The 18202-nt window shown below is 55.0% G+C and carries 15 protein-coding genes; 10 read left to right on the top strand and 5 right to left on the bottom strand.

The annotated features are described in order from the left end of the window. Nucleotides 1-197: 197 nt before the first annotated feature. Nucleotides 198-1394 carry a UDP-galactopyranose mutase gene (gene glf / locus BSTEL_RS07085; RefSeq protein WP_034528781.1) on the bottom strand — a complete coding sequence of 399 codons (1197 nt, stop codon included), beginning with the start codon at nt 1392-1394 and terminating at the stop codon, nt 198-200. A 151-nt stretch (nt 1395-1545) separates the two neighbouring features. Between glf and BSTEL_RS07080 the strand changes: the two genes are divergently transcribed. From BSTEL_RS07080 to BSTEL_RS07045, 10 genes are all read left to right on the top strand, one after another. Further along, nucleotides 1546-2586, top strand: coding sequence for a glycosyltransferase family 2 protein (locus tag BSTEL_RS07080; protein WP_034528778.1), 1041 nt, complete (start codon nt 1546-1548; stop codon nt 2584-2586). A gap of 25 nt (nt 2587-2611) precedes the next feature. Continuing rightward, nucleotides 2612-3856, top strand: a complete 1245-nt coding sequence (locus tag BSTEL_RS11815) for a Shedu immune nuclease family protein (RefSeq protein WP_084686167.1) — start codon at nt 2612-2614, stop codon at nt 3854-3856. Between the two features lie 301 nt (nt 3857-4157). After that, the gene (locus BSTEL_RS07075; protein WP_034528775.1) at nt 4158-4424 is read left to right on the top strand and encodes a hypothetical protein; all 267 of its coding nucleotides are present in this window, start codon (nt 4158-4160) and stop codon (nt 4422-4424) included. Nucleotides 4425-4564: 140 nt separating this feature from the next. Next, nucleotides 4565-6922 carry an LTA synthase family protein gene (locus tag BSTEL_RS07070; protein ID WP_338010577.1) on the top strand — a complete coding sequence of 786 codons (2358 nt, stop codon included), beginning with the start codon at nt 4565-4567 and terminating at the stop codon, nt 6920-6922. A gap of 130 nt (nt 6923-7052) precedes the next feature. Beyond that, a complete protein-coding gene (locus tag BSTEL_RS07065) occupies nt 7053-7889 on the top strand; it encodes an ABC transporter permease (protein ID WP_034528772.1) in 837 nt (278 codons plus the stop codon). 3 nt (nt 7890-7892) lie between these two features. Continuing rightward, nucleotides 7893-9152, top strand: coding sequence for an ABC transporter ATP-binding protein (locus BSTEL_RS07060; RefSeq protein WP_034528770.1), 1260 nt, complete (start codon nt 7893-7895; stop codon nt 9150-9152). 35 nt (nt 9153-9187) lie between these two features. Further along, entirely contained in the window at nt 9188-10339 is a 1152-nt protein-coding gene (locus BSTEL_RS07055; protein WP_238567654.1) for a polysaccharide pyruvyl transferase family protein, read from the top strand. Then, nucleotides 10336-10614, top strand: a complete 279-nt coding sequence (locus BSTEL_RS12785) for a hypothetical protein (RefSeq protein ID WP_238567653.1) — start codon at nt 10336-10338, stop codon at nt 10612-10614. Before BSTEL_RS07055 ends, BSTEL_RS12785 begins: the two co-directional genes overlap by 4 nt. A gap of 12 nt (nt 10615-10626) precedes the next feature. Then, nucleotides 10627-12522, top strand: coding sequence for a rhamnan synthesis F family protein (locus BSTEL_RS07050; RefSeq protein ID WP_034528767.1), 1896 nt, complete (start codon nt 10627-10629; stop codon nt 12520-12522). Further along, nucleotides 12519-13580, top strand: a complete 1062-nt coding sequence (locus BSTEL_RS07045) for an acyltransferase family protein (RefSeq protein WP_034528764.1) — start codon at nt 12519-12521, stop codon at nt 13578-13580. Before BSTEL_RS07050 ends, BSTEL_RS07045 begins: the two co-directional genes overlap by 4 nt. A 70-nt stretch (nt 13581-13650) precedes the next feature. Here BSTEL_RS07045 and BSTEL_RS07040 read toward each other — a convergent pair whose 3' ends face one another. The 4 genes from BSTEL_RS07040 to rfbB form a co-directional block, all read right to left on the bottom strand. Continuing rightward, the gene (locus tag BSTEL_RS07040; RefSeq protein WP_034528761.1) at nt 13651-14487 is read right to left on the bottom strand and encodes an NAD-dependent epimerase/dehydratase family protein; all 837 of its coding nucleotides are present in this window, start codon (nt 14485-14487) and stop codon (nt 13651-13653) included. 28 nt (nt 14488-14515) lie between these two features. Continuing rightward, nucleotides 14516-15418, bottom strand: coding sequence for a glucose-1-phosphate thymidylyltransferase RfbA (gene rfbA / locus BSTEL_RS07035; protein ID WP_034528757.1), 903 nt, complete (start codon nt 15416-15418; stop codon nt 14516-14518). Beyond that, entirely contained in the window at nt 15415-16842 is a 1428-nt protein-coding gene (locus tag BSTEL_RS07030) for a sugar nucleotide-binding protein (RefSeq protein ID WP_034528755.1), read from the bottom strand. The genes rfbA and BSTEL_RS07030 overlap by 4 nt, the downstream gene beginning before the upstream one ends. 106 nt (nt 16843-16948) lie before the next feature. Continuing rightward, entirely contained in the window at nt 16949-17971 is a 1023-nt protein-coding gene (gene rfbB, locus BSTEL_RS07025; protein ID WP_034528752.1) for a dTDP-glucose 4,6-dehydratase, read from the bottom strand. Between the last annotated feature and the right edge of the window lie 231 nt (nt 17972-18202).

The following is an 18202-nucleotide window of genomic DNA, read 5'->3' as shown; positions in this document are numbered from 1 at the left end:
GCAAAAAGAGAAAAACGTTACACCCATTCACGGAAAAGCGGCAAGACACGCTGAGACGCAAGGCACAGCACGTTCATCGCCCCCGAACAGCTGCCGGCGACATTGCCGTTCACCGTGGATCTGAGCGCACTGCAATGATGACTGTCTCCTTGGCCCGGCGGAATTCGGACCAAGGAGACAGTCATCGCATAACCGGCCTACTTGGCCGAATCGGCGAGGAGCGGGGCGACCTGCTCCTCATAGGCGGTGAGGGCGGTGTCGATCACGTTGTGCATGTCGTAGTACTTGTACGTGCCGAGACGGCCGCCGAACACGGTCTTCGGCTCGGCCTTGGCCTTCGCCTCGTACTCGGCGTACAGCTTCTTGTCGGCGTCCGTGTTGATCGGGTAGTACGGCTCGTCACCGCGCTCGGCGAAGCGGGAGTACTCCTCCCACACCACGGTCTTGTTCGGGTTCTGCTGCTCGCGACGCTCCGGGTTGAAGTTCTTGAACTCGATGGCGCGGGTGTACGGCACGTCCGCGTCGGAGAAGTTCATGACCGGGCAGCCGAAGTGGTCGCCCTCGTCGTAGCGGACCTCCTTGAAGTTCACGGTGCGCCACTTGAGATCGCCCAGCTCGTAGTCGAAGTAGCGGTCGATCGGACCCGTGTACACGACCGGCACGCCCGCCGCCTGCAGCGCCTTCTTGTTGTACGGCTGCGACTCGTCGAAGAAGTCGATGCCCAGCTCCACGGTGATGCGCGGATCGTCGATCATGCGCTCCATCCACTTCGTGTAGCCGTCCTTCGGCAGACCCTCCCACGTGTCCTTGAAGTAGCGGTTGTCGTAGTTGAAGCGCACCGGCAAGCGCTTGATGATCGACGCGGGCAGCTCCGAGGGATCGGTCTGCCACTGCTTGCCCGTATAGTTCTTGATGAACGCCTCGTACAGCGGGCGGCCGATCAGCTGGATGCCCTTGTCGTTGAGGTTCTGCGGATCGGTGCCGGCCAGCTCGCCGGCCTGCTCCTCGATCACCGCGCGCGCCTCGGCCGGCGTGTACGCCTTGCCGAAGAACTGGTTGATCGTGCCCAGGTTGATCGGCAGCGGGTAGACGACGCCGTCATGCGTCGCGTACACGCGGTGCACGTAGTCGGTGAACTCGGTGAAACGGTTCACGTAATCCCACACGCGCTTGTTGGAGGTGTGGAACAGGTGGGCTCCGTACTTGTGGATCTCCGCGCCCGTCTCCTCGTCGAAGTACGAGTACGCGTTGCCGCCGATATGATCGCGCACGTCGATGATGTGCACGCGCACGCCCGTGTGCTCCGCCGCCTGCTGCGCGACCGTCAGACCGAACAGGCCCGCGCCCACGATCACCAGATCCGGGTACTTGTTCTCCAGCGTATTATCCACCATGGCTTCAAACCTTTCACCGTCCATGTGCGTTTCGTACCATCCTACCGAGCATGCTATATTGCGAATTCCTCACCGACGTGCCCGACGTATCTCTCGTTATACTGGACGTGTCCACACAATATTGTTTTTCACGGGAAGGCCCGATTCCATCATGCCGCAGGGTTCCACGCAGCATCCGCTTGTCTCCATCATCGTGCCGGTGTACAACGCTGAAGAGTATCTGCGGTATTGCGTGGATTCGATTCTCCACCAGTCGTACCCGCATCTGGAGGTCATCCTCGTCGACGACGGCGCGACGGACGCGAGCCCGCGCATTCTGGACGACTACCAGCGCCGCGACAACCGCGTGCGCGTGATCCATCAGAAGAACGGCGGCATCGCGAAGGCGCAGAACGCGGGATTGGACGCGGCGCACGGCGCGTACATCGCGTTCGCCGACAACGACGACATCCTCGACCGGCGCAACATCGAACTGCTGCTGCATGCGCTGCTCTCGACGGGCGCGGACATGAGCAAGGCGCGGTGGCGCCAGTTCGGCGTCTCGCAGATCGACGACGTGGCCGCGGAGGCGGCGGAAGGCGCGGCCGAGCCGGCGCACGTGACCGTGTTCACCGAGCCGCTGCGCGCCTACCAGACCGTGTTCTGCAAGAGCCTGCGACTGATCGGCGACAAGCTCGGCCACAGCACGGAGGCCCGCTACTTCAACGAGGCGAACTGGTGCCGCCTGTACCGTCGCGAACTGTGGGACGGCGTGCGCTTCCCGGAGGGCATGTACGCGCAGGACGTGATGGTCGCCGGCGACCTGTACTCGCGCATGAAGAAGGTCGTCGACCTGAACGTGAACCTGTACAATTGGCTGCAATCCGCCGGCTCCGTCACGCACAAGGAGCGCAGCTTCGGCTTCTACCATGACAACTTCGCCGCCGGCGCCCACAACTTCCGCCTCTGCCTGGACAAGGGAATCCTGCCGATGCGCAGCTACTACACGATGGTCGGCGCCGTCAACGAGCAGCGCACCGCCCCCGACTTCCGCACCCCGGAAAGCCAGACGCAGCACACCGCCGACCAAGCGGAACTCAACGAACTGCTCGGCAAAATCACGCGTAAGCAACGTCTGGAGTGCGCCGTCACCCAGCACATCCGCCTACTCGAAAAGCACGTCTACGACCATAAAATCAAGAACATGCAATAAGCAATAGTGGAAGATATGATTGGTCATGACCACTAGCATTAGATTTATTGTTATAAACAACAATATAATACTTGCCTATTCTCCAATCAATGGAACAGATTGGATTGCCGAAAGACTGTCCAACAGCGGCATTATCACCATTGCGCGAACTTTTTCATTTGCAGCAGCAGATAAATATAATCTGGAAGACACTCCTGAAATCAACGATGAATATGACGACACTGCTTATTTCAAAATCGGAACAATCGAGGGAGAGTATTATAAAATCAATGCGCACATACTTGAACTTCATCATGATTTACTAATCTCCAACGACATTAGACTCGAAAGAAAGCTATTTACTACCGTAGACAATATATCCATATTCGCCAAAATAGACAGCATTATCGATGGGCCAATTATTATAGGGGGAAGCTCGGAAAACGCAATTCCGAAGCAGATCTTTCTCGAATTGCTTTCGCAGTTCCCTACACGAAATATTTTACGCCGGTATTCTGAGGCCTGCATAGCACGAGCGATATCGGATTACATTCCCTGCAAACCTGATACAGAGCAACGACTTGAGGCCGCTTGGCGTAGGATACGCAGAAAAACAACAGTCCCCACTACCCCAGCCCTTCCCTCAACGCTTACGGAGATGGAAACATCAAAATTTGTCTACATCCGCGATACGCTGAAAGCTATGCTGGCCGACGCGGACAGCTATCCCGAAGCGACATGGCAGACTGAGGTGTCAAAGTTATTCTTATTAATTTATCCACAATATATCACCTTAATCAATCAGGTCACCATACCTGATTCAATATCAACCGAGTCGTCGCAACGGCGCATTGATATGCTCTTGGTCGATGCAAACGGCTTTATCGACGTATTGGAAATCAAGAAACCGTTTGCACATTCCCTTGTCAGAAGAGGCCGCTACAGAGATAACTATCTTTTAGGGCATGAAACCGAAGGTGCAATCATGCAAACGGAAAAATATCTTCATAATCTTGTTCGGTGGGGAGCCAGCGGGGAACAGTTATTAGGCACCAAATATTCCTCTCAAATCCCCGATGATATGAAGCTGAATCTGACAAATCCAAGAGGAATAGTCCTGATAGGACGCGACGATTTATCACAAGAAGAGCGTGCAGATTTTGAAATTATGAAGCGGCGCTATTCCGACATATCCGATATCATTACCTATGATGAATTATTGAAACGGGTCGACAATATCCTCTTCTCACTCAATCGACATACAGCCGCTCCTTTGCCGACAAAACAATAGAACCAGCTACAGCAATTTTATTGGCTTTGAATCGATTCTCATAATACAGAGGCATCTTGTTTGCCTGAGTATGACTATGCCAGAGATCGCACGACAACGATTTTGCTTGTGGCAAAACAAATGACATTCCAAGAATAGGTTGAATTACGTGTGCTATCTTCCAAGCAACGTGACAGTCTCAGAGCAGGGCTGTCTAGGGACAGAAAGGGCGCCATATGGGTGGACACACCGTGAATCCACTCAAGAAAACGCTGGACTCCTTGCAACGTGGAAGCAGTCGAGCAAGGCGGTAGAAGCCGTCGTGTTCACCGTCAACGGGGAGACGGGAAGAACCGTCTGGGAAGAGTATGCGATGACCGCCGCACGCGAGAATTACGACGAAGCATTCAAGGACGAAGAGACTGAAATCAACCCGTCGTTGAAAATAATCCTCAATAACGGACACATGCTCCACCGACTCGAGCACAACGGCGCCGAACTGTTTGAATACGTCCCTTCCGATGCTACCGAATGGGAGCAACTGCCACGGCTGACCTTCGACCACGCAGCAGCGCGTGCAATTGAATAATTCTGCCCGAACGATTCAGACAATTGCTGGGATTCTGTATATGGTCATACGGCCGAGGTCATGTGAACATCGAGTGAATTCGTCCTGAACCTGCGTTTACAATGTGCCGGTACGTTGCCGGATAGGAACAGGTGGAGCACGTGGACGAACCACAGAATCAGGGCAAGGGCGTGGACGTCGTCTCCGTGGAGCAGAAACAGCCGACGGAGGCCGAGCATCTGGTCGTATCCACACATCCCGCGATGCTTGGCTCCGTCGATTTCAGGCGCCGCACGCATACGACCATAACCGATGCCGCGTCCGATGCCATGATTGCCTCCATCGCGTCCATCACGGCTTCGGACGCGTTCGTCGCCGTCACGAATCCTCCGATCCGACTGCTGCTCGCGGCACTCAAACCACTGCGCGACCTGTGGAGGAAACGCCCGAAGTGCCCGTACACCCTGTACGTCGTCGTCATGGCGCTGATGACCGCCGCCGCCACGATCTTCATCCAGTGGGGCATGTACTCGGAGCCTTCGTACGACGATTCGAACGCGGTGGACGACACCACGAAGGCCCTCAACAGCGTGAACGGCCAGTTGACGCGCTTCGTCGCGCAGATGTGGCTGTCGGGCGACGGCACAGACGACACCATCAAGCTCAACTGGCTACTCAACTTCTGCGCACTCGGCATGATTTATCTGGTGCTCGTATTCGTACTGAACCGGTTCTGGGTGGCGACGGCCGTCTTTGCAATCGTGATGAGCGTGTACGCAGTGGCGAACAGCATCAAGATGGACCTGCGCAACGAGCCGATCATCCCTTCGGACCTGAGTTTCATCTTCAGCGGCAATGGCGGCGAAATCGCCTCGTTCATTCCGGAGGACAGCCAGCCGCTGGTCGACGGCACGATCACGATGCTCGTCTGGCTGACCGTGATCTGTCTGGTTCTCCAGCTCGTGGATGGCCGCCGCTGCGTAATCCCGTTCCACTGGTGGCGCCCTTTCCGCAATGTGAAGACCATCGCGGGCAATGTCACACGTCTCGTCGCCGCCGGAACGAGCATCGCGCTGCTGTGCTCGTTCACGTGGACGTTGAGCATTCCCGGCGCGTGGTGGTATGAGTGGGCGAAAAGCTGGGGCGACTCTCCGCAGCCGTGGAGCGTTACCGGTGACGCGACGAACAACGGCGCGGCGATCAACTTCCTTCGTCTCACGCATCCGAAGATCATGGACAAGCCGGAGGGCTACAATCGGGAGACGATGGAGGCGCTGGCGAAGAAGTACGCCAAGCAGGCGCAGACCACGAACCGGACGCGCGTGAACAATCTCACCGACAGCACGGTCATCATGATTTTGTCGGAGACGTTCTCTGATCCGACGCGCGTACCCGGCATCAGCGTACTTGAAGATCCGATGCCGAACATCCGTGCCGTCAAGGATTCCACGACCTCCGGCCTCATGCTCTCCCCCGGTTACGGGGGGGGGACGGCGAATATCGAATACCAGACGCTGACCGGTCTGGACCTCGCGCTGTTCGACGATTCGATGCAGTCCATGTACCAGGAGCTCGTCCCCCATCAAAAGAGCCCGTACTCGTTCAACCAGATTTGGAACGCGCACTACGGCAAGACCGGCTCCACCGCGTTCCACCCGTATTACAAAAACATGTATCTGCGCGATTCGGTCTACAAGAAGTTCGGTTTCGACCACCTCTATACGTTGGACAGCGCCCCGGCCATCGCCCATCAGGACACGATCGACGGCAACCCGTATGTGAGCGATGCGGCTGCTTATCAGAACGTAATCGATCAAGTCAACAAGGAACAGCATCCGCAGTTCCTGCAGCTGGTCACGATACAGAATCATTCCCCGCACAGCGGCTGGTATAGCGACAATCAGTTCGACTGGGCGAACGTCTCCGAGAATCTTGGGGATGACGAGCGCTATGCGGTGAACACGTACATGAAGGGCGTGAACATCACCGATCAGGCGACGGCGGATTTCCTGAATCAGTTGAACGCCATGGACAAGCCGGTCACCGTGATCTTCTACGGCGACCATCTCTCCGGCGACTACGTGACCGCCGCATCGGACAAGAACAACACGCTCGCCCTGCACGAGACCGACTATTTCATCTGGTCGAACCAGGCGTCCGGCGCGGCCGGTTCCGGCGTAAAGCTCGATCCTGCCACGGCCAACACGAACTACACGTCGCCGAACTATTTCATGACGCTGGCCAGCGAGCACATGAACGCGAAGATCTCCCCGTATCTGCAGTTCCTGTCCGCCGTGCGCGCCGATCTGCCTGCCGTGGAGCGTCTGGTACTCGGCGCGGGCGGATTCGCCGATGACACGTCCACCACGTATCTGGACGGCAACGGCAATCCCATCAGGCGCAGGAGCCTCTCCAAGGAACAAAAGCAGCTGCTCAAGGAGTACCGTCTCGTCCAGTACGACATGACCGCCGGCAAGAACTACCTGGCCGACGACACCACTTTCTTCGATGTGAAGTAGCGAGCGTTATTTCGAACAGGATTATGCCTATCCGGCACAATCCTTGTCTCGCTAACCGAACATTCTTCTTGCACGACGGGCCGGGGCATCCCAGCGGCAGATACCCGTCCCTTGCTATACTGTCGTTACTATGGGTAATCCTCTACAACGATTGAAGTCCAAATACCGGTATTCGCTGGTTGTGTTCAAGGAACTGGTGAAAACCGACTTCCAGCTCCGGTATCAAGGGTCGTTCCTGGGCATGGCTTGGTCGGTTCTTAAACCGTTGATGCTGTTTGCGGTGATGTATGTGGTGTTCGTCCGATTCCTGAAGTTCTCGGATGGAACTCCGACTTTCGCCATCTCGTTGCTATGCGGCACCTGCTTGTGGTCGTTCTTCAATGAGGCGACCACCACGGGCATGCGTGGCATCGTCGACCGCGGTGATTTGATGCGTAAGGTCCATTTCCCCAGTTACATCATTGTGGCGTCGAACACCATGGGATCGATGATTTCCCTTGGCATCAATCTGGTAGTCGTCATCTGCTTCGGATTCTTCTCCCACGCCCACTACACATGGCGATTGTTGCTGGTACCGCTCAACATCCTTCAATTGTATCTGCTTGCCCTCGGAATCGCTTTGCTGTTGAGCACCTTATACGTATATTTCCGTGATGTGGCTCATATTTGGGAAGTACTGATGCAGGCGATGTTCTACGCCACCCCGATTATCTACCCAATAAGCATGGTGGGTCAGCGTGCACCGGAATTCGCTTGGGCGGCCAAATATATGATGATGGTCCCCAGCACGCAGGCGATTATGGATGTGCGCCACAACCTGCTGTCTCCTGAGGACATACCTACCGTATGGACGTTTGTGGGTTCCCCGGTGCTTTCGATTCTTCCATATATTTTGACCGTAGTTATTCTATTCGCCGGAATCACAGTGTTCCGCAAGCATAGTGCCCGATTCGCGGAGGTACTGTAGACCATGACTGATATGCAACAAAACGTGATGAGCGACGGCGATGTCGTGCTGCGTGTCGACCATGTATCCAAGTCCTTCAGGCTTCCCACCGAACAGGCTACCGGACTGAAAATGGCGTTCCTTAATTGGACGAAAGGCATTAAAGGGTACACGGAGCAGCACGTACTCAACGATATTTCATTCGAAGTGCATCGCGGCGATTTCTTCGGTATTGTCGGACGCAACGGCTCCGGCAAATCAACGCTGTTGAAAATCATCTCGCAAATCTATCAGCCGGAACACGGTTCGGTCGAAGTCAACGGCAAATTGGTGCCGTTCATCGAGTTGGGTGTCGGTTTCAATCCGGAACTGACCGGTCGTGAAAACGTGTATCTCAACGGTGCGTTGCTCGGTTTCAGCCATGCGCAAGTTGATGCCATGTATGATGACATCGTGGAATTCGCCGAACTGGGTGATTTCATGGATCAGAAACTGAAGAACTACTCCAGCGGTATGCAGGTACGTCTCGCGTTCTCCGTGGCGATCAAGGCGCAGGGCGATATTCTGGTGCTGGACGAGGTGCTCGCAGTGGGCGATGAGGCATTTCAGAAGAAGTGCGACCAGTTCTTCAAAAGCGTCAAAGAGGATCCGTCCAAAACGGTGATTCTGGTGACCCATAGCATGGCATCAATGAAGCGATACTGCAACAAGGCCGTACTCATCAAGGAAGGCTATGTGGCCGAATCCGGTGATCCCAAAAAGGTCGCGGACCAATACAGTCTGGAGAACGCACAGCACAATACCATTTTCCAGACCCAGTCCAAGCAGGAGCACAAGCATCCCACCGGCTTGAACTCCCGCGTCCCCGTTCTTAAGGTGCTGAACCACGGGAACACCATTGTGGACGGCTCGCAGGACTACGATTTCGACATCGAGTATCAGTTCAACGAGCAGGTTCCCGCCTATCTCGGCGTCATTCTCCAAGACGCGCGCCGCGGCGGTCAGGTCTACGACATCGATAGCCAGACCAACGGCAAGGGGACTCCCATCCAGCCTGGTCATCATACGGTTCATTTCTCCATCCCATTGAATCTGATGAACAATGGCGAATACCGTCTGTTCGCCACTTTGCGTGTGGACGACAAGGACGATGCGGACCGTATCGAATATGTCGCCTTCACCAATGACGACAACTGCGCGTATTTTGCAATCCGTAACGAGCATAACGGCGAGAACGGCATACTCAATGATACGGCCATGCAGTTCTCCGTCATCACTGCGTAGCGGTGAACGAGTAAGAGCTACAGGAGGAAACCGACATGTCTCGTATAGCGCTTTGCGGAGTGTTCGACATCCCGAATTATGGCGATCATCTGTTCCCACTAGTATGCCGGAACGAGCTGACACGACGAGGATATCAAGGCGAAGTGGTGCTGTTCTCCCCGTTCGAGGCCCAGGAGAGTTTTGTGGAAAACTCTCTGGTACATTCGCTGGACGATTTGGAGCATATGCATCAGGAACATCCGTTTGATGCGATTATCGTCGGAGGCGGTGAAATCATCCACTGGCATCGTTTCGGACAGAAACGCGATTTCTCCAGTACGACATTCACCCAGTATCCGATGGATAAAGTGTGGATGATTCCCTCATTCATGAAATTGAAGTATGGGGTACCGCTGCTGTGGAACGCCCCGGGCATTCCATTCGTCTTCGATTCAGGCGCCGATGCGGCACATATGCTCATCGATGGCGTTGACTATATCAGCGTGAGAAACGAATTCTCTGCCGATGTGCTACGCGATATCGACATTGATGATGCTCGCATTCATCTTGTACCGGATACCGGCTTCTCCCTGAAATCGATAGCTTCACAGCAACAACTGAACGCAGCGAAGGAAGAGGTGTTCCCGGAACTGGGCCACTACGCCGTGTTCCATTGCAATCGGTTTATTCCCGAAGATGCCGTTGCCGATGTGGTCGATACGCTTAACACGGTTCACGACGCGGGCTACCGTGTGGTGCTGCTGCCACTGGCTTATACCCACGGTGATGAAAACGCTTTGCGCTCAATCAGCGCAGCGCTTCCATTTGAAGCACTGCTACCGGATAAGCCGCTTTCGTTACTGCAGATCATCGGCATTCTCGCCAACTGCGACCTGTATATCGGTACGAGTCTGCACGGCTCGGTCACCGCTTCAGTTTTCGGCAAGACAATCGTCAGTTTCGATTACCAACAAACGAAGAAAACAAAGGATCTCTATCATCTGCTTGGCTTCGATGATTATTATGTCACCGATGCAAAGCTGCTGAAGGCGACCGTGCAGAATGCCATGGATTATCACACGCGTTTGATTTTTCCAACATTCAGTCACGCATCGACGCGCATTTCGATGCCTTGTATGCATTCATCGATGGAGAACGAACAGCCTCCCCTGCTCCGGTACCAACATCCGTCGAACTATCGAATATGACTCAGGCATATTTCGAACGGCAGGATCAGTGCGGTCGTCTATTGCAGCGCCAACATGAATTGGAAGAAGCGTTGCAGACGAATATTGACCTCGTCACGCTGTTCAAAGCGCGTTCGGAATCCTATGCCCATGATGTCGAACAACTGCGTCAGATAATCCACGAGCTTCAGCAGCAAAACGAGGGCTTGCAGAGACGAGTTATCAGGCGTCCTGTCAGGACATACCTCAATATTCTCAATATCCCGTATCAAATCTCGCAAATGATTTATTTTTAGGAGAATCGAATCATGCGTATTCACGAAGACACCTGCAAACGCTTGGGCATTTTCTTCTTCTACGATAAAGATGGCGTAGTAGATGATTATGTTCCAACACTGCTGAATGGGTTCAAGCCGTTCTTCTCCGAAATGGCCATTGTAGTCAACGGCAAGCTGAATGAGGAAGGTCGGGCTACATTTCTGACCTACACCGATAAGCTCATCGTTCGCGAGAACAAAGGCTTTGACGTGTGGGCGTATAAAACCGCTCTGGACTCCTACGGTTGGGACAAACTCTCGGAGTTCGACGAAATCGTATTGTTCAATGCGACTATCATGGGCCCGGTCTACCCGTTCGCTGAAATGTTCGAAGCAATGGATCAGCGAGATCTGGACTTCTGGGGCATTACCAAATTCCATAAGGTACCGAACGATCCCTTTGGACGCAGTCCTTTCGGCTATCTCCCCGAGCACATCCAATCGCATTTCCACGCCTACCGCAAGAGTCTGCACACCAGTCAGGCGTTCCGCGAGTATTGGGATAATATGCCGGCAATCAACAACTACTTCGACTCGGTCGGTCTTCACGAGTCGCTGTTCACCAAGCGTTTCGCTGATAAGGGATTCAAATGGGACGTGTATGTGAACACGGACGATCTGGAGGGGTTCTCCTCTGGCCCCATCACATATGCTGCGAAAACTTTGGTGGCGGAAAAGCGCTGCCCGATTTTCAAGCGTCGTTCCTTCTTCCACGAGTATCGTGACGTTATGACACAGGCGGTCGGCAACGCCGCACTCGATCTTTTCGAGTATCTCCGTGACCATACCGATTACGACACCGACCTGATTTGGCAGAACGCCATTCGCACGATGAATATGGCTGATTTGCAGAAGAATCTGCATCTCGACTATGTATTGCCACAGTCAATGGGCGTCTCGATTCCTCAACAGCGACGCATCGCATTAGTGATTCACGTGTATTACATGGATCTGCTCGACAAAACCATTGGCTATATTCGATCGATGCCTGAAGGCTGCGACGTGATCATCACCGTCGGTTCGGAAGAGAACAAGCATGTGGTCGAGAGCCGCTGCAGCGGATTGCCGTACCATGTTGATGTGCGTCTGATTCAGAACCGCGGCCGTGATGTCAGCGCGCTGTTGATTGGCGGCGGCAAGGATCTCATGCAATATGACTACGTATGCTTCGCCCATGATAAGAAGGTGACGCAGCTCTCGCCCTATAGCATTGGTGATGGTTTCGCCTACAAATGCTTCGAGAACATTCTTGCCTCGAAAGAGTACGTGAGCAACGTGGTCAAGCTGTTTGAAGACAATCCGCGTCTCGGCATCGCCATGCCCACACCTCCCAACCATGCCGACTACTTCCCCAGCTACACGTTCCCGTGGGGACCTAATTTCGAGGGAACGAAGAAGATCCTCGAAGATCTCGGCTTCGACAACATTCCACTTGATGTGATGAAGGAACCTGTCGCGCCTATGGGAACGATGTTCTGGTTCCGTCCGAAGGCCTTCCACGGACTGTTGGATCGTGAATGGAAATATGAGGATTTCCCACCAGAGCCGAACAAGGTTGATGGCACTATGCTGCATTTCATCGAGCGGGCCTATGGCTATGTTCCCCAAGGCAACGGCTACTATTCGGCGTATATCTTCTCTGATCGATTCGCCAGAATCGAGCTTACGAATCTCTCGTACGAACTTCGTGAAATGACCAAGTCGGTTACCGATCCGTGGATTCGGCCGAACCTCTTCCAAACCACGGTCGCGGTTGCCGAAGGCAAGCGTTTCCGCAATACGGTGTTGCGTATCGTCAAGAACATCATTAAGAGGACACCCGTGATCGGCCCGACTTTGGTCAAAGCACATGAGCACCAGCTGGAACGGAAGGAGCATAAGAAGTGACGACGTCTCAGACTCAGGCTCCTATCAAAACCCATAGGCCGAGACTCTTCTATTTGGATTTGGTGCGTGCTCTTGCAGCCGTGCTGATTGTGATTACGCATTTCAACAATCCTTTTTTGACGCAGCATCCGATACTCGTCAATCAACCATTCGGTATTTATATCGGCGGCCTTGGCGTTTCACTGTTCCTCATTATTTCGGGTGCCGCGTTGATGTATACGCATGATGAGCCTGAGCATTTGGATTTGCGTACATTCTATTGGAAGCGATTCAAGGCGATTTACCCTATGTTCTGGGTCGCTTTCATCATTGCAAATGCATACCTGTTTTTGTGTCACGGAGCCATCGTCGAAGCACAGGCCCCGAAGTGGAGCTTGATATTCTCCCTATTGGCTGTTGACGGGTTTTTAGCCAATGCCGCGATTCCGACATTCTACACATTGGGCGAATGGTTCCTTGGATTCATCATCATCTTCTATATCTTCTTCCCTTTGCTGCGCTGGGGCGTGAAGAGATTCCCATTCTGGACCGCGGGAATTGCACTGGCCTGCTATGCGATTACTCTTGCGGCTAATCTGCAGTTGCATGGTATGCCGAAGGATCTTCTTCTCACCACTCGCTTGCCTGAGCTGTTGTTCGGCATGTATTTCGTCAAATACATCAAGCAGGTGCCTCATTACATCGGAGCAGGCTCCATCGTTGTACTCGCGCTTCAGCAGATATTCCATCCCCTGACCGGCAATATCGCGGTAACCGTGGTGGGCATATTGTTCTTCCTTGTGTTGGTGTGGATTGCCCAGTGGATTAATATACAACCGGTTCGCGTTGTTGTCGGATCGATTTCGAAGTATTCATATCCGATCTTCCTGGTTCATCATCAGGTAATCATTCAGGTGTTCAGTAAGTTGGATTTCGCCCATATGGGTATGGCGAATGCCTATATATTGTTCATCGTCGACTTCATGATTATCATGGCGCTCTCTGTCCTGCTGTTGCGTCTCAACAAGGCGACTCTTGCCTATGTGCGCCGGATGTTCGTACGAGGTTCCGCCAAATAATCCATAACACATACACAATGAGGCGGTGTCCATTACGATATGGACACCGCCTCATTCAATTGTGCATCAATCAGCGGGAAGCGAGAATCCGCCGAATCTTCGTGGCATCGCCCCACACGCCCGGAGAATCGTATGGGCGGTCGGGGAACGCACCGTAATCGAGCTTGATATTCAGGTTATTGTCCTTGATGTACTTTTCCACTCGTTCGGCGAGGGTGATCGGCTCACCTGTGCAGCAATTGATCACGCCGTTCACTTCATCCTGGGACACTACGGCGGCGATCTGTCGGGCGAGCTCGTCGACGTTGATGAAATCGTACTTGTTCTTGCCCGTGGTGAAGGGGAACGTGGGCTTGCCTTCATGCGCGGCCTGCAGCAGTTTGGAGAAGATGGAGTTGCCGCGAGCGTCATCGCCCACAATGTAGTAGGCGCGAATCCACTGAGCCACCGCGTCATGCTCTTTGGCGAGCATCAAAGTCGCCTCACGCAGGGCGTTCTTGGCGATGCCGTACATGGAGGCCGGGTGGCAAGGCGTGTTCTCGTCGATGGCGCCTTCCCAATAGCCGACCTCATGCATGGTTCCCATCACGGCGATCTGCTTCAGCCCACCGTCGAGCATCGTCTTGATGAACCGATAATGGTTGGAAAGATCGCCCATATGGTTGTCGGAATTGTGCTTGAAGCCGTCCCGCCATGCCATGTGCAGGCAGACATCGGGGGAACCGAGCTTGCTGAACAGTGCGTCATCCGGTTCGAAGATGTTCGCCTCGATCTTCGTGGCCCTATCGTCCACATCGTTCAGGCGCAGATCGGAAGCGATGACCTTCTGTCCCGCATCCAGCAACGCCTTGACGACGTGGCGACCGATGTAACCGCCGGCTCCGGTGACCAGTATTGTTTTGCTCATAATCATTTACCTTCCACGTTCACTTTACTCACTGCTGCGGGTCATCCGACGGCCTGCTGATGATCTTGTTCTCCGCCACGCTCTTCAGGTGCTGCCCATATGGCGACTTCCCATACTTGACGGCGGCTTCCATCAGCTCGTCGCGGGAGATCCAACCGTTCTCGAACGCGATTTCCTCGGCGACCGCGATAGGCAGACCCTGCGCACGCTGCACCGTACGCACGAATTCACCGGCCTCATACAAGGAGTCCATGGTGCCGGTGTCCAGCCATGCATAGCCGCGTCCAAGCGTCTGAACGGTAAGGGAACCGTCCTTGAGGTACATTTCGTTGAGATCGGTGATTTCCAATTCGCCACGGGCGGATGGCTTCACCTGCTTGGCGAAGTCCGTCACGCGGTCGTCGTAGAAATACAGGCCGGTCACGGCATAGTTGCTCGCGGGATGTTCCGGCTTTTCCACAATGGAGATGGCCTTATGGTTCTCGTCGAATTCGACCACGCCGTAGCGTTCCGGATCGTCGACGTAATAGCCGAACACCGTGGCGCCGTGTTTCACGGACGCGGCTCGACGCAACGTCTTGCCCAGACCATTGCCGTAGAAGATGTTGTCGCCCAACACCAATGCGCAAGGCTCACCGGCGATGAACTCCTCGCCGATGATGAACGCCTGGGCGAGGCCGTCGGGCGAGGGCTGCACCTTGTAGCTAAAGTTCACGCCATACTGGGAGCCGTCACCCAACAGGCGTTCGAAGTTCGGCAGATCTTTCGGCGTGGAAATGATGAGGATGTCCCTGATACCCGCCATCATCAGCACGCTGAGCGGGTAATAGATCATCGGCTTGTCGTATACCGGCAGCAACTGCTTGGAGGTGACGGTCGTCAACGGGTACAGACGCGTGCCGGAACCACCGGCCAGAATAATGCCTTTCACTTGCCCAGCTCCTTCGCCAGATAATTATCGAGCAGTTCTTCCCAATCCGCGGGATGGTAACCTGCAGCCTCAAGTTTTCCAAGGTTGAGGGAGCAGTTGCGCGGACGCAGAGCGGCATGATGCGTGCGCGCGTATTCCGCCACGGAATTGGCGACGATGCGGCTTGGGTCGGCGCCGGCCGCCTTGAATACCGCGGTAGCGATGTCATACCAGCTGGCGACCCGACCTGAACCCGTCATATTGTAGGTGCCGTATGGTGCGTTGTTGGTGAGCAGATGGAAAATCGCCCCGGCCATATCGCTCGTGAACGTAAGCCGGCCGAACTGGTCGGAGGGAGCCTCGGCGTGTTCACCGCTTTTGGCGAGGCCGAGCATGCGGGTGACGAAATTCCGTCCTTCGCCGATCACCCAGCTGGAACGAAGCAGGTAATGGCGTGGCACGTTGTCGACCAATGCGTCACCGGCGGCTTTGGTCTGTCCGTACACGCCGAGAGGCGCGAACTCCTCATCTTCGACGTGCATTTCCTTGTCGCCGTCGAACACGTAATCGCTGGAGATATGCACCAATGTGATGCGGTGTTCCGTCGCCACTTTCGCCAAGTTCCTGACACCGACGACGTTGGACCGCCAAGCGGCTTTGCGTCCTTCCGGCGTTTCCGCGGCGTCGACGGACGTGAAGGCTGCTGCGTTGATGATCGTGCCGTACAGGTCCCAGTCGATGCCCTCATAGGCGGCCGGGTCGGCGATATCGAACGTATCGGTGTCGTGGTATTCGAACCCTTGCAGCTGGTGCTCTTCCGCGTATTGGCGGATGGCGCGGCCGAGCTTGCCGTTGCTGCCGAAGACCATGGTGCGCTTCGGCGCCATCGGCTTGGCGTCCTTGAGCATCGGGTGGTGCAGATCGGCCTCGGAACGCTCCGACTCCTCCAGAGGAATGGGCCACTGGATATTGAGTTCCGGGTCGGCGAGGTTCACGAACGTGTAGGTCTTCTTTTGTTCGAGGCTCCAGTGCGCGTTCACCAGATACGTGTATGCCGTGCCGTCCTCCAATGCCTGGAAGCTGTTGCCGACGCCACGCGGCACGTAGATCGCCTTCGACGGGTCAAGACGGGTTGTGAAGACCTGGCCGAAGCTTTCACCCGGACGCAGGTCGACCCATGCGCCGAATACCGCGCCGGTCGCGATGGAGATGTATTTGTCCCACGGTTCGGCGTGAATGCCGCGGGTCACGCCCTTCTTCGCGTTGAAACTGATGTTGTTCTGCACAGGACCGAAATCCGGCAGTCCCAGCGCGGTCATTTTCGCGCGCTGCCAGTTCTCCTTGAACCAGCCTCGATTGTCGCCGTGTACCGGCAGATCAAACACCAAAAGTCCCGGAATATTCGTTTCCGTGACTTTCAGCTCCTTTTCGAACTCAAATGCCATAATTACTCCTCGTTTACGGCTTGCAAGTTGGACTTTCTGCAACGAGTTGCCGCTGAAAGCAACTGAGGGTGGGGCGAGTGAAAGACGCTCGCCCCACCCTATGCGATCACTGGCCTTGCTGCTTGTACTTGGCTTCGGTGGCGGCCTTGGCGGGCTCCCACCAGGCGCGGTTGTCCGTGTACCACTTGATGGTCTTCTCCAGGCCCTTCTGGAAGTCCGTGTGCGTCGGCTCCCAGCCAAGCTCGGTACGAAGCTTTGTCGAATCGATCGCGTAGCGGCGGTCATGGCCCGGACGGTCCTTCACCCAGTCGAAATCGTCCGGGTCCTTGCCCATCACCTCGAGGATGTCGCGCAGTACGGTGATGTTGTTGCGTTCGCCGTTCGCGCCGATCAGGTACGTCTCGCCGATACGTCCCTTCGTCAGAATCGTCCACACGCCGGTCGAATGGTCGTCCGTGTGGATCCAGTCGCGCACGTTGCGGCCGTCGCCGTACAGCTTCGGGCGCAATCCGTCCAGAATGTTGGTGATCTGACGCGGGATGAACTTCTCCACGTGCTGGAACGGACCATAGTTGTTCGAGCAGTTCGAAATCGTAGCCTTGACGCCGAACGTGCGGTGCCACGCGCGCACCAGCAGGTCCGACGAGGCCTTCGTGGAGCTGTACGGGCTGGACGGATGGTACGGGGTTTCCTCGGTGAACTTCGCCGGATCGTCCAACGCGAGATCGCCGTACACCTCGTCCGTGGAGACGTGATGGTAGCGCACGTCGTACTTGCGCGCCGCCTCCAAAAGCCGGAACGTGCCCTCCACGTTCGTCTTCAGGAACGGCTCCGGATTCGCGATCGAATTGTCGTTATGCGACTCGGCCGCGTAATGCACAATCGCGTCATGCCCCGGCACGAGCCTGTCGAGCAGCTCCGCATCGCAGATGTTGCCGTGCACGAACTCCACGCGGTCGCCGAGGATGCCCTTGATGTTCTCCAGGTTGCCCGCGTAGGTGAGCGCGTCCAGGACCGTGACGTGCACGTCCGGATGGTTGTTGTACACGTAGTGCACGAAGTTCGACCCGATGAACCCGCAGCCACCGGTCACAATGATGTTATGAGGAGTAAACACTTCATCAGCCATAGCCTCAATCATACCGGCAGGGTAGCCGCTAGACAAAAACCTCGTCGCATCTCGTCAAGGGATAAAGGAAGACAGACATTAGCACACCGCTCAGATAGTCATATGACATGAAGTGAACGCAAATGCGATGCCGCGTACATAAAAAAAACTCATCGAAATGATGCGCAACACATTGACTCAGGCAATCGATGCAGAGGATATGATAGAAAAGGAAAAGGTTGACTGAGATTA

Origin of the sequence: Bifidobacterium stellenboschense, assembly GCF_000741785.1 — a bacterium.
In the GTDB taxonomy this organism is placed as follows: Bacteria; Actinomycetota; Actinomycetes; order Actinomycetales; family Bifidobacteriaceae; genus Bifidobacterium; species Bifidobacterium stellenboschense.
This window is presented reverse-complemented; position numbering and strand designations above follow the sequence as displayed.

Bases quoted from the DNA above. Each gene is read 5' to 3' on its own strand.
- glf (WP_034528781.1), bottom strand. From the start codon at position 1,394: ATGGTGGATAATACGCTGGAGAACAAGTACCCGGATCTGGTGATCGTG.
- BSTEL_RS07080 (WP_034528778.1), top strand. From the start codon at position 1,546: ATGCCGCAGGGTTCCACGCAGCATCCGCTTGTCTCCATCATCGTGCCG.
- BSTEL_RS11815 (WP_084686167.1), top strand. From the start codon at position 2,612: ATGACCACTAGCATTAGATTTATTGTTATAAACAACAATATAATACTT.
- BSTEL_RS07065 (WP_034528772.1), top strand. From the start codon at position 7,053: ATGGGTAATCCTCTACAACGATTGAAGTCCAAATACCGGTATTCGCTG.
- BSTEL_RS07060 (WP_034528770.1), top strand. From the start codon at position 7,893: ATGACTGATATGCAACAAAACGTGATGAGCGACGGCGATGTCGTGCTG.
- BSTEL_RS07055 (WP_238567654.1), top strand. From the start codon at position 9,188: ATGTCTCGTATAGCGCTTTGCGGAGTGTTCGACATCCCGAATTATGGC.
- BSTEL_RS12785 (WP_238567653.1), top strand. From the start codon at position 10,336: ATGACTCAGGCATATTTCGAACGGCAGGATCAGTGCGGTCGTCTATTG.
- BSTEL_RS07050 (WP_034528767.1), top strand. From the start codon at position 10,627: ATGCGTATTCACGAAGACACCTGCAAACGCTTGGGCATTTTCTTCTTC.
- BSTEL_RS07040 (WP_034528761.1), bottom strand. From the start codon at position 14,487: ATGAGCAAAACAATACTGGTCACCGGAGCCGGCGGTTACATCGGTCGC.
- BSTEL_RS07030 (WP_034528755.1), bottom strand. From the start codon at position 16,842: ATGGCATTTGAGTTCGAAAAGGAGCTGAAAGTCACGGAAACGAATATT.
- rfbB (WP_034528752.1), bottom strand. From the start codon at position 17,971: ATGGCTGATGAAGTGTTTACTCCTCATAACATCATTGTGACCGGTGGC.